The 22,126-nt window shown below is 58.8% G+C and carries 15 protein-coding genes; 10 read left to right on the top strand and 5 right to left on the bottom strand.

Going from position 1 to position 22,126, the window contains the following annotated elements; genetic code table 11:
* Nucleotides 1-196: 196 nt before the first annotated feature.
* Nucleotides 197-1,912, bottom strand: coding sequence for an adenine deaminase (gene ade / locus HMPREF1986_RS10505; RefSeq protein ID WP_036600320.1), 1,716 nt, complete (start codon nucleotides 1,910-1,912; stop codon nucleotides 197-199).
* Nucleotides 1,913-2,189: 277 nt separating this feature from the next.
* Here ade and HMPREF1986_RS10500 point away from each other — a divergent pair, with 277 nt between their 5' ends.
* From HMPREF1986_RS10500 to HMPREF1986_RS10490, 3 genes are all read left to right on the top strand, one after another.
* Entirely contained in the window at nucleotides 2,190-3,548 is a 1,359-nt protein-coding gene (locus HMPREF1986_RS10500; protein ID WP_021774816.1) for an NCS2 family permease, read from the top strand.
* 309 nt (nucleotides 3,549-3,857) lie between these two features.
* On the top strand, nucleotides 3,858-5,153 hold the full coding sequence (locus HMPREF1986_RS10495) for an amidohydrolase family protein (RefSeq protein WP_036600319.1): 1,296 nt from the start codon (nucleotides 3,858-3,860) through the stop codon (nucleotides 5,151-5,153).
* A gap of 167 nt (nucleotides 5,154-5,320) precedes the next feature.
* Nucleotides 5,321-6,031 (top strand): nucleotidyltransferase family protein, encoded by a 711-nt coding sequence (locus HMPREF1986_RS10490; RefSeq protein ID WP_036600317.1) that lies wholly within the window; start codon nucleotides 5,321-5,323, stop codon nucleotides 6,029-6,031.
* On the opposite strand, the gene yqeC is transcribed toward HMPREF1986_RS10490, so the two are convergent.
* A complete protein-coding gene (gene yqeC / locus HMPREF1986_RS12970; protein WP_196806131.1) occupies nucleotides 6,022-6,867 on the bottom strand; it encodes a selenium cofactor biosynthesis protein YqeC in 846 nt (281 codons plus the stop codon). The genes HMPREF1986_RS10490 and yqeC overlap by 10 nt on opposite strands.
* A 193-nt stretch (nucleotides 6,868-7,060) precedes the next feature.
* Between yqeC and HMPREF1986_RS10475 the strand changes: the two genes are divergently transcribed.
* Entirely contained in the window at nucleotides 7,061-8,290 is a 1,230-nt protein-coding gene (locus HMPREF1986_RS10475; RefSeq protein WP_021774811.1) for a polysaccharide deacetylase family protein, read from the top strand.
* A 61-nt stretch (nucleotides 8,291-8,351) separates the two neighbouring features.
* Complete coding sequence (yqeB, locus tag HMPREF1986_RS10470) at nucleotides 8,352-9,188, top strand: selenium-dependent molybdenum cofactor biosynthesis protein YqeB (RefSeq protein WP_021774810.1); 837 nt, start codon at nucleotides 8,352-8,354, stop codon at nucleotides 9,186-9,188.
* Between the two features lie 187 nt (nucleotides 9,189-9,375).
* Here yqeB and hydA read toward each other — a convergent pair whose 3' ends face one another.
* From hydA to ssnA, 3 genes are all read right to left on the bottom strand, one after another.
* Nucleotides 9,376-10,785: a dihydropyrimidinase gene (hydA, locus tag HMPREF1986_RS10465; RefSeq protein WP_021774809.1), complete on the bottom strand. Its 1,410-nt coding sequence runs from the start codon at nucleotides 10,783-10,785 to the stop codon at nucleotides 9,376-9,378.
* Between the two features lie 116 nt (nucleotides 10,786-10,901).
* Entirely contained in the window at nucleotides 10,902-13,895 is a 2,994-nt protein-coding gene (gene ygfK, locus HMPREF1986_RS10460) for a putative selenate reductase subunit YgfK (RefSeq protein ID WP_021774808.1), read from the bottom strand.
* A 269-nt stretch (nucleotides 13,896-14,164) separates the two neighbouring features.
* On the bottom strand, nucleotides 14,165-15,496 hold the full coding sequence (ssnA, locus tag HMPREF1986_RS10455; protein WP_036600259.1) for a putative aminohydrolase SsnA: 1,332 nt from the start codon (nucleotides 15,494-15,496) through the stop codon (nucleotides 14,165-14,167).
* Between the two features lie 225 nt (nucleotides 15,497-15,721).
* Between ssnA and HMPREF1986_RS10450 the strand changes: the two genes are divergently transcribed.
* From HMPREF1986_RS10450 to arcC, 5 genes are all read left to right on the top strand, one after another.
* The gene (locus HMPREF1986_RS10450; protein ID WP_036600256.1) at nucleotides 15,722-16,369 is read left to right on the top strand and encodes a helix-turn-helix transcriptional regulator; all 648 of its coding nucleotides are present in this window, start codon (nucleotides 15,722-15,724) and stop codon (nucleotides 16,367-16,369) included.
* 50 nt (nucleotides 16,370-16,419) lie between these two features.
* Nucleotides 16,420-17,616, top strand: coding sequence for a diaminopropionate ammonia-lyase (gene dpaL / locus HMPREF1986_RS10445; RefSeq protein ID WP_021774804.1), 1,197 nt, complete (start codon nucleotides 16,420-16,422; stop codon nucleotides 17,614-17,616).
* A 288-nt stretch (nucleotides 17,617-17,904) separates the two neighbouring features.
* Nucleotides 17,905-19,233 (top strand): YgeY family selenium metabolism-linked hydrolase, encoded by a 1,329-nt coding sequence (locus HMPREF1986_RS10440; RefSeq protein WP_036600310.1) that lies wholly within the window; start codon nucleotides 17,905-17,907, stop codon nucleotides 19,231-19,233.
* Between the two features lie 233 nt (nucleotides 19,234-19,466).
* Nucleotides 19,467-20,672 (top strand): knotted carbamoyltransferase YgeW, encoded by a 1,206-nt coding sequence (gene ygeW, locus HMPREF1986_RS10435; protein ID WP_021774802.1) that lies wholly within the window; start codon nucleotides 19,467-19,469, stop codon nucleotides 20,670-20,672.
* Nucleotides 20,673-20,725: 53 nt separating this feature from the next.
* The gene (gene arcC / locus HMPREF1986_RS10430; protein WP_021774801.1) at nucleotides 20,726-21,667 is read left to right on the top strand and encodes a carbamate kinase; all 942 of its coding nucleotides are present in this window, start codon (nucleotides 20,726-20,728) and stop codon (nucleotides 21,665-21,667) included.
* Nucleotides 21,668-22,126 lie beyond the last annotated feature (459 nt).

Below are 22,126 nucleotides of genomic sequence, written 5' to 3'. Positions count from 1 at the left end.
GGGGGCCGCGGAAAAGAGCGCGGCCCCCGCCCTTTCTCTCTTTCGCCCGACGGCGCACGTTTCTCGTGCAACGATGGAAAGCGCCGTATCCATTAGGTGCGGTGCTGTGAGCGTACGGGGGTTAATCCCCTCCCTTTCCGTTCGATTTACTCGATTATCCGCCTTCGATATCTTCGGGATTTCGGATATTTTCGGGCTAGAGCTTTAAGAGCTTCGGGCCGTTTTCTCCCACCTGGCAGAGCCCGCGGGGGGTGATGCGGAGCTCCGGAATGACCGGGAGGGAGAGGAAGGAGAGTGTGATGAAGGGATCTACCCCCTCCGGCACGCCCATTTCATGTGCCTTGTTTTTCATGTGCTGCAGGTGGCGGTCGACCTCCTCATAGCCCTCATCGCTCATCAGTCCCATGATGGGAAGGGGGAGGGTATCGTAGACCGCTCCGTTATAGACCAGGGTATAGCCGCCCTGGACGCGGATCAGCTCGTTGACGGCCATCGCCATCGCCTCGTCGCTGTCCCCGATCACGAGGATGTTGTGGGAGTCGTGGGAGACGGAGCTTGCGACCGCTCCGCCGCGGAGGCCATAGCCCTTTGCTACGGCGCAGCCGATCTTTCCGCTGTTTTTATGCCGTTCCACGGAGGCGATCTTCAGGTAGCCCGGATAGAGCTCGGGCTGGAAGTTCCGGCATTTTTCCAGGGCGGCACTCTCCTCTGTGGTGGTGATCTCGCCGGGGTTTAATGTGATCACGGGCGTTTCCTCCAGGCGGATCGGAAGCAGGAAGCTCTTCGGGCTCACGGGATCGAGGTGTACGCTGTGGCGGAGGCTGACCGGACAGGAGCGGATGCGGAGCTCGGCGTCGGATCTCAGGAGCTCACCTTTGAAATAGACGGAGGAGACGGAGACCTCCTCCAGGGAGTCCAGAACGACGAGATCTGCCTGATAGCCGGGAGCTATCGCCCCGAGCTGACGGAGGCCGTAGAGGCGCGCTGTATTGATGCTCGCCATCTGGTAGGCTTTGACCGGGTCGAGCCCCAGGGAGATCGCGAGGCGGATATTGTAGCTGATATGTCCCTCTCTCAGGATGTCCTCGATGTGCTTGTCATCGGTGCAGAAGGAGAAGTTTTCCGTATTGCAGCCGCTCTCCAGGATTCCCTCCACGATGGCGCGGAGATTGTGGGCGGCGCTTCCCTCCCGGATATGGACGTGGATCCCCCTTCGGATCTCCTCTCTCGCGTAGTCGAAGCTCGTGGCTTCGTGGTCGCTCCGGATGCCCGCGAGCGCATAGGCGCTCAGCTCCCGCTCCGGAAGGAAGGGGGCGTGGCCGTCGATCATCATCTTTTCGAAGAGGCAGAGCTTTGCGAACATCGCCTTGTCTCCGGAGATCACGGAAGGGTTGTCCATGACCTCTCCGAGCCCGAGAACCCTCGGGTGATGGACGTATTGCCGCATTTCCTCCGCGCTGAATTCCGCCCCGTTGTCATCCAGCTTCGTGGCCGGGACGCAGGAGGGAAGCATGACATAGACGTTTGCGGGGGAGTGGGAGGTCTGGTTCAGGATATAATTGATGCCGTCCGCGCCGCTCACATTCGCGGCCTCGTGGGGATCGACGATGAAGCAGGTAGTGCCAAAGCGCGCGGCGGTGCTCACCAGCTCATTCGGCGATACCATGGTGGACTCCAGGTGGAGATGGGCGTCGATGAAGCCCGGGACGACAAACCTCCCCTCGAGATCTCTCTCTTCCTTTCCGAAGAAGTCCTCCCCCGTGCCGGCGATGAGACCGTCCTTGATCGCGATGGAGGCCGGGAGTATCTCCCCGCTGAATACATTCAGAATTCTTCCGTTTTTCAGTACGAGGTCCGCCGGGGACCTTCCCAGTGTCACTCTCGCGATTTTCCGATAGCGCTGTACATTCATCTTCTCTCCTTTCCTTCCGATGATCCTTCCTTCCGATAATCCGAATCCGGCGATCCGGTGCGTGATCCGATGCGGATGAACGAGACTGAACCTGCAAATCAAAAAGTTTTTTAGGTGCATATAAAAATATTTAGAAATATTATTGCATATTTTTTAAAAATATGCTAGTATTTTTATACAAATAATTCGGAACACCAACGGGCGGTATGAACATGTCGTGGAGTCGGTACCGCCGGCAATCAAGAAGGGATGATCTATTTCAAAAGGGGACGACAAAATGGAAAAATTCTTTAAGCTGAAAGAAAACAAGACGGATGTAAAGACAGAGCTCATAGCAGGCGTTACGACCTTTATGACGATGGCCTATATCCTGGCGGTCAATCCCAGCATCCTGAAGGAGACGGGGATGGATGCGGGAGCGGTTTTCACCGCGACGGCCCTGGCCTCCGCGCTGGCATCCTTCTGCATGGCGCTGCTTGCCAATCTGCCCTTTGTGCTCTCCGCCGGGATGGGGCTCAATGCCTACTTCGCCTATACGGTGGTGATGGGAATGGGCTACAGCTGGGAGGTCGCGCTGGCCGCGGTATTCGTGGAGGGGCTGATCTTCATCGTGCTCTCCGTCACCAATGTGCGGGAAGCGATCTTCAACGCGATTCCGAAGACACTGAAGATCGCGGTCTCCGTCGGAATCGGGCTTTTCATCACCTTTATCGGGCTTCAGAACGCGCATATCGTCGTGGACGGCGCTACGCTGGTCACGATGTTTTCCTTCCACGGGGCGCTGACGGGGGGGACCTTCCACACGGAGGGAATTACGGTACTGCTTGCTCTGATCGGAACGATGATCACGGCTTTTCTGGTCCTGAAAAATGTCAAGGGAAATATCCTTCTGGGGATTCTGATCACCTGGCTCCTCGGCGTGCTCTGTGAGCTCAGCGGTCTCTACGTTCCGGACCCCGAGCTCAAATTCTTCAGTTTGATTCCGTCCGGCATCCTTTCCATGCCTTCTTCTCTTGCACCGACGCTTTTAAAGATGGATTTCAGCGGACTTCTGTCTCTCAACTTCCTGGTCGTGGTCTTCGCCTTTCTCTTTGTGGATATCTTTGACACTCTGGGGACGCTGATCGGCTGCGCCTCCAAGGCGAATATGCTGGATCAGGACGGGAAGCTTCCGGGCATCAAGGGGGCGCTCTTTGCGGACGCGATCGGAACGACGGCGGGAGCCTGCCTGGGGACCTCCACCATCACGACCTTCGTGGAGTCCTCCTCGGGGATCGCGGAGGGCGGACGCACCGGACTTACGGCCGTGGTGGCGGGAGCTCTCTTTGCCCTCTCCCTCTTCTTCTCCCCGATCTTCCTCGCGATTCCGTCCTTTGCGACGGCCCCCGCTCTCATCATCGTCGGATTTTTCATGATGCAGCAGGTCGCGAAGATCGACTGGGAGGATGCGCTCTGCGCGATTCCGGCCTTTATCTGCATCTGCGCGATGGCCTTCATGTATTCGATCTCTGAGGGAATCGCCTTTGGAATCATCAGCTATTCGCTGCTTCATCTCCTGATGGGGAAGGGGAAAGAGGTCACGCCGCTGATGTATGTTCTATCGATCGTTTTCATTCTGAAGTACGTGTTCCTGTAGGCAGGGGAGGCCGCCGGATCAGCGGCGGATTCCTCGTGAAACGGCGACGACAGGGAGGGCGGTCCGAGAGGACTGCCCTTTTCTCTATATCGGCGGCTGTCCCCGCCGGACGGATTATGTAGGCTTTGGCTTTACAGATGGCTTTACGGTAAAGATCATTGGAAGCTGTCCCCGCCGGGCGGATAGATACCGTTTGGTTTTATGGTCCGGCTTTGCGGCAGAGAGCATTAGAAGCCGTCCCCGCCGGGTGATATAAGCGCTGCGCTTTTTGGCGGCGGATAGGGCATGCTGTGGGAATCGGAGGGAGAGATGAAGAGGGAAGAGAATTTTGTATTGAGAGGAAATATCTGCTATAGTGTGAAAAGCACGGAGCTTCGCTGTGTGCGGAGGGGGGATCTTCTGGTATTGGACGGAAAAGTCGGAGCTATTTTCCCGGAGGGGGAGCTTCCGGAACGCTTTTCCGCCCTTCCCCTTACGGATTATGGGGAGGATATCCTGATTCCGGGTATGACGGATCTCCATATCCACGCGCCGCAGTACAGCTTCCGGGGGACCGGGATGGATCTGGAGCTTCTGGACTGGCTTTCGACCAATACCTTCCCGGAGGAGGCAAAGTACCGGGATCTCTCCTATGCGGAGCGCGCCTACACGGATTTCGTTTCGGATCTCCGGGAGAGCGTCACGACCCGCGCCCTGGTCTTTGCGACGATCCATGTGCCCGCGACGCTTCTCCTCATGGAAAAGCTCGATGAGAGCGGGCTGATCACCATGGTCGGGAAGGTCAATATGGACAGGAACAGCCCGGACTTTCTGAGAGAGACGACGGAGGAGAGCAGGAGGAGCACGGAGGAATGGCTTTCGGAGTCGGCGGGGAGATTTCAGAGGACCTTTCCGATCCTTACGCCTCGATTCACGCCGAGCTGCACGGATGAGCTCATGCGGGAGCTCGGGACCCTGAAGGCCCGGATGGGACTTCCCGTGCAGTCCCATCTCTCCGAGAATCTCTCGGAGCTTGCCTGGGTAAAGGAGCTCTGCCCCTGGGCGGACTGCTATGGCGAGACCTATCGGCGCCCGGGACTTCTCTATGGGGAAGGGAAGACGGTTATGGCGCACTGCGTCTATTCCTCGGAGGAGGAGCTCTCCCTCCTTGCGGAGAGCGGCTCTTATATCGCGCACTGCCCCCAGTCGAACACGAACCTCTCCTCCGGCATCGCGCCGATCCGGCGTTATCTTGATCGCTCCCTCCGCGTAGGGCTTGGGACAGATGTCGCGGGAGGGGCCAATCTCTCCATGCTCCGCGCGCTCACGGATGCGATCGCGGTCTCCAAGCTTCGCTGGAGGATCATGGACGAGACGCTCCGTCCGCTTTGCTTCGAGGAGGCCTTCTATCTCGCGACGAAGGGCGGGGGAAGCTTCTTCGGCAATGTGGGTAGCTTCGAGGAGGGCTATGAGGCGGACATCCTTGTTCTCTCCGGCAGGAGGGAGAGTGTGCGGGAGCAGGGGATCCGGGAGAGACTGGAGCAGCTTGTGTATCTGGGAGGAGAGGGGACGAGGCTCAGGGCAAAGTTTGTTGCGGGAAGGGAAATCGCTCTTGACGCTGTATGAGCCGGGAGCGCGGCGGATTGACGCGGAGACTGCATTTACCGACGCTGCCGGAGATTTCGGCAGGGATTTTTCAGTGAGAGATGGAGATATGCTCCGGAGGAAGAAAACGGCGGCTGAGCTTTCGCTCTGTTTCAGAGGGGCGGATCTTTGGCGGAGAGGAGGGACTTATGGCGGAGAAGATGGGGGAAGGAGAGCCGGTCCTGGGGCTTGTGCTGATGTGCTCCGGCTGGAGCAGACGGTTTGGCAGGAATAAGCTCATGGAGGAGCTCGGGGGAAAGCCCATGAGCGCCTATATCTTTCAGACGCTTTCCTCTCTCCTTTTCTCGCAGGCGGGGAGCGGTGCCCACTCGGAGGCGGTGGGGAGCGGGCTCTCCCCCTCCCGGGAGCGGGGGGGCGTGAGCTTCGATATACCGCTGGTCGTGACGCGCTTTCCGGAGCTTCGGAGGCTGGCGGAGCGCTTTTGCTTCCGGGTCATTATGCATAATGATCCGGAGCAAAGCGATACGATCCGCCACGCGCTCTCCTCCGGTCCGGCGTCCCGCTGGGACGGGGCGATGTTTCTGGCCGGGGATCAGCCCATGCTCTCGGAGCGCTCTCTCCTTCGGCTTGCCTCCTCCTTTTCGCTTTTTCCGGACAAGGTTTCCCGCTTAAGCTTTAACGGAGAGGCCGGAAATCCCGTTATTTTCCCGAAAAAGTATTTTCCGGAGCTCAAGAATCTGACCGGAGACCACGGCGGGGGGGTCATTTTGAAAAACGGGCTGATCCGGCCGGAAGAGATCCTTCTCGTACAGGCGGAGCGGGAATTTGAGCTCTGGGATGTCGATACGGAGGATGGGATACGGAGGATCGAGCAGGTGCTGAGACTTCGCTATGGCTGACAGTTGGCCGCTAGGGGCATGGGAAAGCAGTAGTTCTCCCGGAGACTTGCGGCGATGAAGGGACGCCGGAAAGCCAGGGCGAAGCGGGAGAGGGAGGGGGCGGAGAGGATATCCGCCTGGTTTAAGAGGAGCTTGTCAAAGAGGGCTTCTCTCTCCAGGACGAGGGCTGCCATCTCCTCCGTGACCGGACTTCGTTCTGTGAGCGCTTCTGAGCCGGAGGGATTTTCGGAGAGCTTTTCCCGGAGGATCGAGAGGAAGAGCTCCGGGCGATGCACGGCCTCCTTTATGGGATGCCCCAGTCCGCTCCCCCCGATGACCGCGATCGTCCGCGCATTTCCCTCCGGGATGACCGGCTCCCAGGGGGCGTGGGCCTTCAGCGGGAGACGCTTGGATCCGTCCGCTTCGATCAGGATATAGTCCGCGTAGGGGAGGAGGTCCTTCCAGGGGACGGGGGGCGGGGAGAGCTTCCCGGATTCCGCCATGCTTCCGAGGCAGAGGATCGGAAGCGGGGAGAGGGAGAAGGCTGCTTCAAGACAGGAGGAGATTTCCGTAACCTCGGCTTCCTTTTCGCTGTCCTTAAGGATGCGTGCCTCAGCTGAGGGTCGCACGGAGATTCCGGAGGAGGAGAAGAGGACGAGGGGGCAGTGGGGAAAGGGCAGGATGTGGGTGCTGGTTCCGAGGATCACCCTCCCTCTTTTTGCGAGCTCCAGAGAGAGAGAAAGAAGGAGAGAGCTCTTTCCTCCGCTCCCGATCACGGAGCAGATGCCGCTCGGGATCGAGAGGAGCTCCGGAAGGGCGGAGAGGGGTCTTGGATTTGCTCTGTTTTCTGTTTTCATGGGAAGCTGCCCTTTCTGCGAGACACTGCCGAGGCAGCGGATTTTTGAGACTGGAATCATTATAATAGACCCTGCGGAAAGAGGAAAGCTTCAGGGCGGGGAACGTTTTGGAACAGAAACGGAGACGCCCCGCCCCGGGGCGGGAAATGCTCCGGGCCTTTGGAGCGGATGGAAGAGATGAGGAGGCTTTTATATGAGAGAGTGGGGGTATCGGGGGAAGCTTCGGAAGCGGGCATATATTTTTCGGCTGCTTCGCTTAAGTTTTTTGTTGCTTTCCTTCCTCCTCCTGGGAGGGAAAATCCAGGATCTTAGGGGGAGAGCGGAGGAGGCGGAGCAGCATCATCTCAAGTGCTATTACGCGCTGGAATACAGCGGGAGGGGCTGGTCCGACTGGAGCAATGACAATCAGCCCCAGAGCCGCCGGGACAGCTTTCCGAGCGCGCTGAAGATCGCGCTGAAGCATCAGCCGGAGGGGATGAGCGGAACGGTTCAATACCAGGTCAACATAAGCGGACAGGGCTGGAGTGGAGTGCTGGAGAACGGCCAGAGCGCTGGTCTGGAGGGGGGAGCCGTCCCGCTCGAGGGACTTAAGGTCTGGCTGAACGGACAGCTCTCGGAGAATTACGATGTCTACACGAAGGCCATGGTGAACGGAGAGTGGCTGGACTGGGTCATGAACGGACAGGAGGCGGGGAAGGTCGGAGTGGGGACCCATATCGACGGCATCCGGGTCTCTGTCGTGAAGAAGGGGGAGCAGCCGACAGCGGAAGAGGTGGGGCAGGCCCAGAGCGCCCAGAGCGCTGTGGACCCCGACCGGCCGATGGTCGCCCTCACCTTCGATGACGGCCCCGGGAAATATGAGGACCGGATCCTGAGCTCTTTGGAAGCGAACAAGGCTCGCGCGACCTTCTTCATGGTGGGAAATCTCGTCGCCCGTCACAGCGCGGTGGTAAAGAGAATGGCGGATGACGGCTGTGAGCTTGGAAATCACAGCTGGGCGCATGAAAACCTCTCAAAGCTCTCCTCGGCCGCAGTTCGGAATTCCATTCAAAAGACCAATGATGCGATCCGCGCGGCGGGGGGACATGCTCCGACCCTGGTTCGCCCGCCCTACGGGGCGACCGGCGGGCAGTGCAAGAGCACATTGACGGAGATGGGATACGCGCCGATCCTCTGGAGCATCGACACGCTGGACTGGAAGACCCGGAACAGCAGAAATACGGTGAAGGTGGTCCTGAGCCAGGTGAAGGACGGGGACGTGATATTGATGCACAGCATCTATCCGCAGAGCGCAGAGGCCGCGGAGCTGTTGATCCCGGAGCTCACAAGGAGAGGCTATCAGCTTGTCACGGTGAGCGAGCTTGCGGCCGCCCGGGGCGGGATCCATCCGGGGCATTCCTACGGTTCGTTCCGAAAAAAATAAAGTCCGTGCGTTTAATGCATAGGCCCTTTTCCGGGAGAAAGCGGGGCGGGAGGGAGGTAAGATGCTTGTCTATATCAGAGGGGCAGGGGATATCGCGAGCGGCATCGCGGTCCGGCTCTACCGGGCGGGGATGGAGCTTGTGATGTCGGATCTCGCCGTGCCGACCGCGGTGCGGCGAAGCGTCGCATTTTCCGAGGCGGTGAGGCTCGGAAGCGCAACGGTGGAGGAGATCAGCGCAAAAAGGGCGGAGAGCATAGAGGATGTGAGAGAAATTCTCTCGGAGAGGAAAATCGCGGTTCTCGTAGACAGCGGGAAGGAGAGCATCCGCGCGCTGAGACCGGACGCCGTCGTGGATGCGATCCTCGCAAAGCGGAATCTCGGAACCTCCCGGACGGACGCTCCGATCGTACTGGGAGTAGGGCCCGGCTTCTTCGCGGGGATCGACTGCCACGCGGTCATAGAGACGAAGAGGGGACACACGCTCGGAAGGGCGATCTACCGGGGCGCGGCGATCCCCAATACCGGAGTCCCCGGAAATATCGCGGGAGTCTCCGCGGAGAGGGTGCTCCGCTCCCTGGCGGAGGGGATATTCCGCTCCTTAGCAGAAATCGGGCAGCTCGTTGCAAAGGGGGAGACGGTCGCCTATGTGGATGATGTCCCTCTAAAGACAGAGATCCCCGGCATGCTCCGGGGACTCCTCCAGGACGGAATCCCTGTCTGTAAGGGGATGAAATGCGGGGATGTCGATCCGAGGGGAGAGAGCGCGGATTATAAGACCGTCTCCGACAAGGCGCTCGCAGTCGGAGGCGGCGTTTTAGAGGCTCTGCTCCATTTTAGTTCAGTGGAGGAGAGCGCGGGAGAGCCCTTCCATACGCCGGGCCGTGAGCGCATTTTGTGAGAGGGAAAAGCTCTGAGCTGCTCCGAAGGCTTATGCTCCTGTTTCGCTAAAATGCCGGATGCCGGTACAAAGCATCCGGCATTTGTCTGCCTGACGGGAAAGTATATGCGTAAATCCCAAAGGATAGGGAATTGGAGCGGGGAGCTGGAGCCATTGCCGCACCGCGAGACAGCAGCGGCAGCAAGGCTTAGAGCACCGGCTCGAAGGGCTTTCTCTTAAGGTATTGGCCGCGCCCCTCGGAGAGGACCTTCCCTTCTCTCGCGCTGAGCGTCCCGCGGAGGTAGACCTCTTCGATGACACCCTGGACCTCCATCCCCTCGAGCGGCGCATAATCACATTTTGAGACCTGATTTTTTATGCTGATCGTCTTTCTCCGTTCCGGGTTCAGGATCACGATGTCGGCGTCGCTTCCCTCCTGGAGCACTCCCTTTTTCGGATAGAGGCCGTAGAGCTTTGCGGGATTCTCCGAGAGGACGGCGCACATCCGCTCCCTGCTGATCCGCCCCTTGGCTACGCCCTCGGAATAGATCAGCTCTCCCCTTGTCTCCACGCCCGGCATCCCGCCGGGGATCTTTCGGAAATCCTCCAATCCGAGCTCCTTTTGCTTTCTCGTAAAGGCGCAGTGGTCCGTGGATACGGTCTGAATCTCCTTCTCGCGGAGCGCCTTCCAGAGTGCCTCCTGATCGGATTTTTCCCGAAGAGGGGGTGAAATCACATATTTTGCGCCTTCAAAGCCCGGGAGATCATAGAGCTCCCGGGTCTGCGTGAGATACTGAGGACAGGTCTCCGCAAAGACGGTCTGTCCCCGCCTTCTCGCCGCGCGGATCTCATTCAGACCCTTTTCGCAGGTCAGGTGAACATCGATGACCGGGGCGTGGGCCATGTCCGCGAGATAGAGCAGGCGGTTGATGGCCTCCGCCTCCGCGTCATCCGGGCGGGAGAGATAGTGGGAGGAGACGCTTCTCCTTTTTTTCGGGTCCTTTGCGAGCTCCTTCTGGAGAGCCGCGATGAGACCGGAGCTCTCGCAGTGCACACCGGTGATGCCTCCGAGCTCCCGCAGGCGGACGAGGATCTCAAAGATCGTCTCGTCGCTTAGCTGGATATCGTAGGCCATGTAGAGCTTAAAGGTGCTGAGCCCTTCCTCCATCATTCTCCGGCAGTCCGCCCTGGTCCTTTCGTTCCAGTCGGTGATGGACATGTGGAAGCCGTAGTCGCAGGATGCGCCGACGGCCGCCTTTTTCTGCCAGTTGTGGAAGCCCTCCTCGAGGGTCTCTCCCTTGTACTGTGTGCCGAAGTCCACGATGCTCGTTGTGCCGCCGCTCAGCGCGGCCCTTGTGCCGGAGGCGAAATCGTCACAGGTCACGGTTCCGGCCACATGCAGGTCGAAATGGGTGTGGGCGTCGATGAAGCCCGGGAAGATCAGTTTTCCTCTCGCATCCAGAGTCTCCGCTTTTTCGGGAAGAGAGGAGAGAAAGCGCTCCTCCTCCTCTCTCTGCGATTCGGAAAAAATCCTCTCGATCCGCTCGCCGCACAGGAAAAGATCGCCGGGGAAGCTTCGCTCCGCTGTCACCAATGTGCCGCCTTTTATCAAAATCATAGCCTGCTCCTTTCTTTACGCCATACTCCCATAGCAGCGCCGATCCTCTCGGCGTGGGCGTTTACAAGCGGATCTATGGCAGTCTTTCCCCGGGCTCCCAAGCTGCGGGGAGCGTCTTAGATCAGATAGGGATAGTCGCGAAAGACCGTATCCACGAGCTCCGCGATCCGGTAGAAAAGCCGGGAATTTCTGTCTCCGACCCGGTAGTCCATCTCCTGCCCGCCCAGACGGACGCGCGCATTGCCCTCGCTGTCCTGAAAGAAAAAGCCGTCATTCGTGGAATCCGCCATATCCGAGGCGTTCCGAAAGAGCGTGAACTTATCCTTATAGGGAGCGGAGTCATAAGGGCAGAAGGTCCTGCAGTTTCCGCATTCGTTGCACATGGAATCGATGTGGATGATCTGGCGCATCTCTTCCCCGGGAACCGAAATCGAGACATTTGCGCGGTTCGGACAGACATCCGCGCAGTTTTCGCAGATATAGTCGCAGCTTAAGCAGCGGCTGTCCGCCTTCCCCGCCTCCGGCGCCTCTGAGAGGATGCCCTTTTTCCCGTGGATCTCCTCCGCGCTCGAGCGGGAGGGGCGATCCGTCCCGATTCTTTGATTCAGGATCGCCTCAGAGGCGAGCTTTGCGTTCGCAATGGCCTTCACGATGACGGAGGCGCCAAACGCGCCGTCTCCTGCGGCGTAGACCCCCTTTACGCTGGTCTCATTGCTCTCCGGCTCCAGGACGGGACGGCCCTTTTGGTCCGTGCGGATGCCGTTTTTCTCGTAGAAGGAGCCGTCGACTCCCTCTCCGATCGAGGCGATGAGGCTGTCGCAGGGGATCTCGACGACTTCCCCGGTCTCCCGCACGGATCTCCTTCCGCCCTCCTCCATCTCGGAGAGGACGGTTCTATGACAGCGGAGAACTCCGTTTTCCAGTGTGAAGGGGGAGAGCAGCTCCCGGAAGAGGACGCCGTCTTCGATGGCCTCCTCGAGCTCCTCCTGGTCCGCCGGCATGTATCTCTTGGTTCTTCGATAGACGAGAAAGACCTTTTCCACGCCCTCGCATCGGATCGCCGCCCTCGCGGTATCCATCGCGGTATTCCCCGCGCCGACGATCACGACATTTTTCCCGATGCGGATCCTTCCCTCCTCTTCCTTAAAGCGGCGGAGGAAGTGAAGCGCGTTTTCCGCCTCTCCCTTTTCCAGGGGAAGGGGCATCTCCCGGTGCGCTCCGATCGCGAGGATTACGGCGTCGAAGCCCTCCTTCTCCCGGAGCGCTTCGACATCCTCGATCCTCTGCCCGAAGTGGAAGACGGCGCCGCAGGACTTCGCGAGCCCGACATCCTTCTGGATCTCCTTCTCATCGATCCGAAAGGAGGGGATGATGTAGCTCACGACACCGCCCGCCCGCTCGTTTTCCTCATAGACATGGACCTCCGCCCCGGCCCTTGCGAGGAAGAAGGCTGCGGCGATTCCCGCGGGACCGGCTCCGATGACGGCGACCCTTTTCCCGCAGGCCGCTCCCTTTTTCAGCGTCGGAAGCACGGCCTCATAGCCGTTTCTTGCGGCGATGAGCTTATTGTTTCGGATCTGCACGGCAGTTTCATAGTGATTCCTCGTGCAGGCAGTCTGACAGCTGTGGGTACAGATCCTTCCCGTCATAAAGGGAAGCGGATTCTTATCCAGAATCACTTCGAGCGCCTCCCGATAGGCCCCCTCCTTCACGAGCCTTCCGTAGCCTGTGATATCCTGGTGGATCGGGCAGCGGTTCCGGCAGGGCATGGTATAGCAGTCGACGAGGGGGACGGAGTCCTCGGATTTCCGATTCGGGATCGGCTTGATCGGCTTTAAGAGATGCGGATCCGTGACGGCCTTTTTCAGGATGGCATCGACAGCGGAGAGGGAGACGAACTTCCACTCCACGGCCTTCTCGGAATCCAGGAGCTCCGCCATCTGGATGAAGCGGAGGTAGCCTCCGGTCTTTAAGAGGGTGGTGGCCATGGTCACGGGCCAGATGCCGCTCTCCGCGACCTCCTTGATGTTGAAAAAGTCACAGCCTCCGGAGTAGGAGATCCGGAGCTCTCCGCCAAAGTCCTCCGTGAGCATCCTCGCTACGGACAGAGAGAGCGGGAAGAGGGACTTCCCGGACATATACATCTCCTCGGAGGGGAGCTCATGATTCTTCACATCGACGGGGAAGGTATTCGTGATCTTTACGCCGAAGCTGAGATGCTTTGACTCCGCGAGGGCCTTGAGACGCCGAAGCATCGGGACGGCATCCCGATACTGCAGATCCTCCCGGAAATGGAGGTCCGTGAATTGGATGTAGTCGTAGCCCATGCTGTCCAGAAGCTCCCTCGCCTTCTCATAGCCGAGCAGCGTGGGATTGCACTTTACGAAGGTGTGCAGTCCCTTTTCCGTGATCAGATAGGAGGCGATCGCCTCGATCTCCTCGGGGGGACAGCCGTGCAGGGTGGAGACGGTCACGGAATTTACGATATCCTCCCGGATCGCCTCGACGTCCTCCCTCTTGAGATGCTCGAAGCGGTCCAGGTTCTTGAGGAGCCAGGTCCTGCAGCTTTGGAAGCTCTCCGTCTCTCCCGCGTGCATCATCTCGTTGATAAAGCGGTCCACCTTCGGCGTCTGGATGCCGGCGAGATCGTAGCCGACAGAGATATTGAACTGGAAAGCATCCGGGTCGCCCAGCCCCCACTCCTTTGCCATCACCTTCAGCAAAAACCAGGCCTTTACATACTCATCAAAGGCCTGGGGGACCTCGAGCTCTGTGGACCATTCGCAGTTATAGCACTCGTCCTCCGCGCTGATGCAGGGCTTCTTCACGCAGGAGGCGAGCTCCCGTCCGTCCATTTTCTGGACGGTCTTCAGCTCAAAGAAGCGCGCTCCGCCGTAATAGGAGGCGGCGATGTTCTGCGCAAGCTGCGTGTGGGGACCGGCCGCCGGTCCGATCTGGGTCTCCAGCTTCCTGCCAAAGAGATGGAAGGGGGCGGGAGACTTCGCTTTATAGCAGCGCGGGACGCCGAAGACGGAGCCCTCCTTCTTATATTCCAAAAGCATTCTGTTCATCAGCTTCCCAAAGGGAATCGGGATCATAATATCACTCATAGCGTATCTCCTTTTCCGAAGGCGGCATCATTCCGCTCCTTTCGGGAGAGGAGAGCACTGTCTCCTCTCCTCCTCCCCTCCCTCAGGGGAAAAGAGCGGATGGACCCGGACCTTCGCTTCCGGCGGGACGGCCTCCTGACAGCAGTCCCGCGGGACGGGTTTTATGGGAATGCGGCGGATTGGCGGAAGCTCCGCTCAGCCGCCGATCCGGCCTTTTAGGATAAAGGTAAAGTGCGGAAGGCCGCGCTTAAGCGGGAGCTTCCGGCCGCTCAGCCGTTGATCTTTCCGGCAAGTCTCCTCGCGCCCTCACGGACCTTTGCGAGGATGGCCGCTTCGTCCAGCTCCTGAAGCTCCCTGTCCTTCATGAGGACCTTTCCGTTTGCAACCGTTGTGACGACGGATCTCCCCTCCATGCCAAAGAGCAGATGGGAGTCCAGATTCGAAGCATCCATCGGAGTGAGAGGGATATAGTCGGAGATGATGATATCCGCCGCGGCCCCCTCCTCGAGCACGCCGAGCTTTTGCCGGAAATAGCGGTTTGCGATCCTCGCATTATTGACAAAGAGCATTTCCGGGACCTCGGACCAGGCCGCCGTCGGGTCGCAGAGATGGTGCTTATGGAGGATATTCGCGACCTTCCAGGACTCCAGCATATCGTGGGTGTAGCCGTCCGTCCCGAGCCCCGTCAGGATGCCGCGGTGCACAAGCTCCATCGTGGGGGGGCAGCCGCAGGCATTCCCCATATTGGACTCCGGATTGTGAACCACCATGCTGCCGCTGTCTTGGATGAGCCGCATCTCGTGGGGGTTAATATAGATGCAGTGAGCGAGCAGGGTCTTTTCGCCGAGGATATCCCAGTCGAAGAGGCGGTCGACGATGCGCTTTCCGTGCTCCTTTAAGCAAAGCTGCAGGTCCTCGATGCCCTCTGCGACGTGGATGTGATAGCCGATCTCCTCCGGCTTTTCGCTTCGGCAGAGCTCCATGGTCTCATCGGAGATCGTAAAGCTTGCGTGCATGCCCATCATTGATGCGATGCGGTCGTCGTTTGTCTCCCGCACATGGCGCGCGAAATCCACATTTTCCCGCACGGCGAGCCGCGCCTTCTCCGGCCCCTCCCGGTCCGAAATCTCATAGCAGAGGCAGGAGCGGATGCCGCATTCTCTTGCGGCTCTTTCGATCGCGAAGAGGGAGCCGCTGATCTCTCCGTAGCTTGCGTGGTGATCGAAGATCGTCGTCACACCGTTTTTGATGCAGTCGATATAGGTCGCCATCGCGGAGAGATAGGTATTTTCGTTGTCCAGATTCCGGTCGATGGTCCACCAAAGTCCGTCCAGAATATCCAAAAAGCCGTGGGGATTATAGCCCTTGACGGCGAGTCCGCGGGCCATCGCAGAGTAGATGTGTTCGTGGGTATTGATGAAGGCCGGCAGGATGAGCCCGCCCCGCGCGTCGAGGAAGTCCGCCCCCCGGTACTTTTCTCTCAGCGCATCGAAATCCCCGACCTCTAAAATTTTGTTGCCCTCCGTCGCGACGGCCCCGTTCTCGAAATAGGGGCGGGCCTTATCCCTCGTGAGGAGCCTTCCGTTCCCGATCAAAAGCATGGCTCTGTCCTCCTGTTTTTGCCACTCCATATAGTAATAATGCGGATTTATCATGAGTTTATCATTGGGAAGGATAAATTGCAATGGAGATGCAAATTTATTTTCTGAAACCAAAAAGATTTTTTGGGAGCATCTTGCAAAAGCAAAAAAAAATGTTATGATAGTCCTGTGCAAAAAATTTTTTAGGTTCCCGGGGAAGCCGGAGCGAAGCGAAAGGAGATGGGGATGAAGCAGGAAAACAGTCTGGAAATGCTGGTCTTCGTCGCGCACGGAATCGCGAGGCAGTTCGGGAGGAACTGTGAGGTCTGCATCCATGATCTCGCGGTGGAAGACCTGGAGCACACCATCGTCTTCATCATCAACGGGCATGTCACAGGGAGAAAGACCGGAGACGGGGCCTCGAAGGTGGTGCTGGAGACCCTGGAGACCCTGCAGGACGGCGGGGCGATCAGCGATCATCTGGGATATCGGACCCACACGCAGGACGGCAGAATCCTGAAGTCGTCCTCCATCTTCCTGAAGGATGAGGAGGGGAAGTACCGCTACATCCTTGGGATCAACTACGATATCACCGCGCTTATCAATGCCCGGGAGGCGCTGGACAGTCTGACCCTCGTGGAGGAAGAGGAGTCCTCCGGAGACGGAAGGATCCCCTTGAGCGTGAATGACCTCCTGGACAATCTGATTAACCAAAGCGTGAAGCTGATCGGAAAGCCGCCGGCGCTCATGAGCAAGGAGGAAAAGATCCGCGCGATCCGCTATCTCCGGGACGCGGGGGCCTTTTTGATCACGAGATCCGGGGACAAGGTCTCCGCTTTCTACGGGATCAGCAAATTTACCATGTACAGCTACATCGACCAGGCAAAGAAATAGGAGGACGCGGGGGAGCGGGCCCGGAGTCCGGAGGCAGGAGGAATCAAGCAATGAGTCAGGATCTGAAATGGAAAATGAATGAGATGCCGAAGACGGAGGACAAGAATCTTCCGCTCATGGCGATCGAAGAGGTGAAGAAGGCGAGAAGCTTCCACGAGAGCTTCCCCCAGTATTCGGAGACTCCGCTGGCGGATCTTAAGGGGATGGCGGAGTATCTGGGGCTTGACAGAGTCTGCGTAAAGGATGAGTCCTACCGCTTCGGTTTAAATGCCTTCAAGGTGCTCGGCGGCTCCTATGCCATCGCCCGCTATATCGGGGAGGAGACCGGGAAGGATATCTCGGAGCTTCCCTACAGCGTGCTCACCTCTCAGGAGCTCCGGGAAAAGTTCGGCACGGCGACCTTCTACTCCGCGACTGACGGAAACCACGGAAGGGGCGTCGCCTGGGCGGCCAATAAGCTCCATCAGAAGTCCGTCATCATCATGCCGAAGGGCTCCACGGTGACGAGGCTTGATCACATCAAGGCGGAGAACGCGGAGGCCTGGATCTCCGATGTGAACTACGATGAGTGCGTGCGGCAGGCCGCGAAGCTCGCGGAGAAGACCGAGCACGGCGTCATGGTGCAGGATACCGCCTGGGAGGGCTATGAGAAGATCCCGGCCTGGATCATGGAGGGCTACGGCACCATGGCGGACGAGGCAGGGGATCAGTACGGCGAGCGTCCGACCCATATCTTCGTGCAGGCCGGTGTCGGAAGTCTGGCCGGCGCGGTGGTGGGCTACTTCGCAAACCGCTATCGGGAGAATCCCCCCGTCATGGTCGTGGTGGAGGCCTCCGCGGCGGACTGCCTCTACCGGGGGGCAGCGGCAGGAGACGGGGAGATCCGGATCGTGGACGGAGACATGGAGACGATCATGGCGGGGCTCGCCTGCGGGGAGCCGAACATCACCTCCTGGGATATCCTGAAGAATCATGTTTCCTGCTTTATCTCTCTGGAGGACTGTGCCGCGGCAAGAGGCATGAGGATGCTGGCCGCCCCCTTAAAGGGAGATAGGCAGGTCGTATCCGGAGAGTCCGGCGCGGCTTCCTTTGCGGCTCTGGCCGCCATTATGCGAAAGGATGAGTACAAGGAGCTCAGAGAGAAGCTCGGGCTCGGGAAGGATTCCAAGGTTCTCTGCTTCTCCACGGAGGGAGATACCGATCCCGAGAGATGGAAGAACATTGTCTGGGAAGGGCTCGAGCGCTGAGGAGCTGCCGCTGCTTTACCGGGCGGACGGACGCTCTCGCTCCGCCTGCCCTTTGGCAAGGGGCTGTCAAATCGCCGGGCGCCTGCCAATCGCCGGGGTTAGGATGCTGCAGCGATTGTGTGGGAGCAAAAGAGCGGCGCTGCGGCTTGGTTTTTGAGCTATGGAACAGCCTGTTTTGCGGGAACGTAAGCTTTTACCGGGGGTTTTACAGGAATGGGGATGGACTCCTCCTCTTAGGAGGAGATTTATCTTTGGATGTGCCCGAGAGGGCCGGGAAAGGAGAAGGATATGGGGAAGCTGACACAGGAGGAGCTGAAGAAGATCAGGGAGAAGGCAGAGAGCTATAAGGCGGATATGAGCGCCTTCCTCCGCGCGATTGTGAAGAATCCGGGGGAGTCTGCCGATGAGAAGGCCCATGTCGAGACCATCAAAAAGGAGATGGAGAAGGTCGGCTTTGATGAGGTCAAGGTAGATCCGCAGGGCAATGTCATGGGATTCATGGGAAGCGGAAAGACGCTCATCGCCTTTGACGGGCATATCGATACGGTGGGCATCGGAAACAGAGACAACTGGAGCTTCGACCCCTACGATGGCTTCGAGAGCGAGACCCAGATCGGAGGACGCGGCGTCTCGGATCAGCTCGGAGGTACGGTGTCTGCGGTCTATGCCGCAAAGATCATGAAGGATCTCGGACTTCTGAATGAGAAGTACCGTGTCATGGTGGTCGGCACGGTGCAGGAGGAGGACTGCGACGGTCTTTGCTGGGAATATATCATCAATAAGGACAAGATCCGGCCGGAGTTCGTGCTCTCCTCCGAGCCGACGGACGGGGGCCTCTACCGGGGACAGAGAGGCCGCATGGAGATCCGGATCGATGTAAAGGGCGTATCCTGCCACGGCTCCGCTCCGGAGAGAGGCGATAATGCGATCTATAAGATGGCTGATATCCTCCAGGATGTCCGGGCCCTGAACAATAACGGCGACGCAGAGTCCACGGAGATCCGCGGCCTCGTAAAGATGCTGAATCCGAAGTACAACCCGCAGTGGAAGGAGGCGAGATTCCTCGGCCGCGGCACTGTCACCGCCTCTCAGATCTTCTTCACCTCTCCCTCGAGATGCGCTGTCGCGGATTCCTGTGCGGTCTCTCTCGACCGGAGGATGACCCTCGGCGAGACCTGGGAGTCCTGCCTGGAGGAGATCCGGGAGCTCCCGGCTGTGAAGAAGTACGGTGAGGATGTAACGGTCTCCATGTACCGCTACGACCGCCCCTCCTTCACGGGGGAGGTCTACCCGATCGAGTGCTACTTCCCGACTTGGGTTCTTCCGGAGGATCACAAGGTCTGCACTGCTGCGGTTTCCGCCTATAAGGATCTCTTCGGCGATAAGAGGATCGGGGAGAGCGATACGGTGGAGGAGCGCGCTGTGAGACCGCTGCTCGACAAGTGGACCTTCTCCACGAACGGAGTCTCCATCATGGGGAGAAACGGGATCCCCGTCATCGGCTTCGGACCCGGCGCGGAGGCGCAGGCCCATGCCCCGAATGAGGTGACCTGGAAGAAGGATCTTGTGACCTGCGCGGCCTTCTATGCGGCGCTCCCGCAGTATTACTGCGATTAAACGGAAAGGCCGGGGCGAGCTCCTAAAGGAGAGGGCGGTCAGGAAGCGCCCTCTCCCCTCTTCCCTAAACGGGCGGCCATAAGCCCGGCGCTTTGCGCTTTTTCCCGCGGATTTCCCGGAGAACGTGGAGGACAGGAGCTTTTAAACAGGCGGACAAAGAGGCAAAAAGCGCGGCAGAGTAATAAAAATATCGTTGATGCCGGAAATCCCGGCGAACAGGAGGACAGAAAGAGATGGACAAGCAGAAGAACTTTGATGAGCTTTTGAAGGCGATCGCGGGACGAAAGACCGAGAAGATGTATCAGAACGACTTTTTCCTCACCTGGGAGAAGACAGAGGATGAATTAAAGGCAGTCTGGGAGGTCGCGGACGCCCTCAGAAATCTGAGAGAGAGAAATATTTCCACCAGAGTCTTCGACTCCGGCCTCGGCATCTCCCTCTTCCGGGACAATTCCACGAGGACTCGCTTCTCCTTCGCCTCCGCCTGTAACCTCCTCGGACTGGAGGTCTCAGATCTGGACGAGAAGAAGTCGCAGGTCGCCCACGGGGAGACGGTCAGAGAGACAGCGAATATGATCTCCTTCATGGCCGATATCATCGGCATCCGCGATGATATGTATATCGGTAAGGGCAATAAGTACATGCACGAGGTCGCGGATTCCGTGGCGCAGGGCTATAAGGACGGCGTGCTCGAGCAGAGGCCGACGCTCGTCAATCTCCAGTGCGACATCGACCATCCGACGCAGTGCATGGCCGATGCCCTCCATGTGATCCATGAGATGGGAGGGATCGAGAATCTGAAGGGGAAGAAGCTTGCGATGAGCTGGGCCTACTCTCCCTCCTACGGAAAGCCGCTCTCCGTCCCCCAGGGCGTCATCGGCCTTTTCACGCGTCTTGGCATGGAGGTCGTCCTCGCCCATCCGGAGGGCTATGATGTCATGGGAGATGTCGTCGAGGTCGCGAAGAAGAATGCGCAGCAGTCCGGCGGCTCCTTCCGGCTCACGCACGATATGAAGGATGCCTTCCGGGATGCGGATATCGTCTATCCCAAGTCCTGGGCGCCGTTCGCCGCGATGGAGGAGAGGACGGAGCTCTACGGAAGAGGAGATCAGAAGGGGATCGATGAGCTCGAGCAGAGACTCTTAAAGCAGAACGCGGCTCACAAGGACTGGGCCTGCACCGAGGAGATGATGAAGCTCACAAAGAACGGAAAGGCGCTCTATCTCCACTGCCTGCCGGCGGATATCTCCGGTGTCTCCTGCGAGGAGGGAGAGGTCGACGCCTCTGTCTTCGACCGCTACCGGGATCCGCTCTATAAGGAGGCCTCCTTTAAGCCCTATGTGATCGCGTCCATGATCCTTCTGGAGAAGTTCCGGGATCCGGCGAAGCTTCTCAGAGAGCTTGAGAAGCGCGGACAGAGGAGGCAGTTTGAGGCGTAATTCGGCCGGGGAAGCGCTTTTTCATCGCGGTCCCGCGGGGGAGTAAAGAGGATATGGATAAGAAAAAGATCGTCATCGCGCTGGGGGGGAACGCCCTGGGGAACAACCTTCCGGAGCAGATGGAGGCGGTGAAGACCACCGCGAAGGCCATCGTGGATCTGGCGGAGGACGGAAACGAGATCGTCATTGTGCACGGAAATGGTCCGCAGGTCGGCGTCATCAACAATGCGATGACGGAGTTTGCGCATAAGGATGGGAGCGATCCCACACCGCTCTCCGTCTGCGTCGCGATGAGTCAGGCCTATATCGGCTATGATATTCAAAATGCGCTCCGCGAGGAGTTTCTGAACCGGGGGGCGAAGCTTCCGCCCGTCGCCACGATGGTGACGCAGGTGAGGGTGGACCCGGAGGACCCGGCCTTTCGGGACCCGTCGAAGCCGATCGGGCGCTTCATGGCAAAGGATGAGGCCCTGAAGGAGGCCGGGGACAGGGGATGGATCGTCCGGGAGGACGCCGGCAGAGGCTACCGAAGAGTCGTGGCCTCCCCGAAGCCGAAGGAGATCATCGAGCTCTCCGCGATCCGCGCCATGGCGGATGACGGGCAGATCGTCATCTGCTGCGGCGGAGGAGGAATCCCGGTGGTGGCGGAGGGAAAGCACCTCGCCGGTGTTCCCGCGGTGATCGACAAGGATTTTGCGGCGGAGCTCCTCGCCGAGAGTCTGGATGCGGACATGCTTCTGATTCTGACTGCGGTGGAGAAGGCCGCGGTCCATTTCGGAAAGCCGGAGCAGCGCTGGCTCTCCGAGATCTCCGCGGAGGAAGCGGAGCGCTACGCGGAGGAGGGACAGTTCGCCGCGGGCTCCATGCTTCCGAAGGTTCAGGCCGCGATCCGCTTCGCAAGATCCCGGAAGGGAAGAACGGCAGTTATCACACTTTTGGAGAAGGCGAGGGAGGCCCTGCAGGGGAAGACCGGAACCAGAATCTGCGAGAAATAGAGAGGAGAGCGCGGCGCCCCGAAGGAGCAGGGGCGGGAAAGTCTTTCCAGGGGGAGCGGCGGAGCCGCTCCCCCCATTTCCTGCCCTTCCGTTTTCCTCTTTTATTTCCTGCCCTGTCATTTTTCCGGAGCTCCCCGGAGCGGTGGCTTTCCTTTGGCGACAAAGCTCGGAGGATTTGTCACAAAACGCGTAAAAATGACAAATTTATTCCATTTTTATTTCGTTAAGACAGTGAACCGTAAAAATATTTTATGATTTAGAGTATGGACAGGCAATCATCGGCATAGTAAAGTGCCTTCGAGAGATGCAGACAGTTCTTATTGCGGCGGGCGGAGAATCGGGAGAGCAGAGAGCCCCTGTGCTTTCTGCAAACTTCCGCGGAGAGGGGACGTGTCATAAGAGAAGGAGAATCGGCAGTTTTCCTTTTCCCGGGACGCAGCAGTTCGGGAGGAGGAGAAG

Source organism: Oribacterium sp. oral taxon 078 str. F0263, from assembly GCF_000469565.1.
Taxonomy (GTDB): Bacteria; Bacillota; Clostridia; order Lachnospirales; family Lachnospiraceae; genus Oribacterium.
Note: the sequence above shows the minus strand (reverse complement) of the source record. Positions and strands in the feature narration are given on the sequence as shown.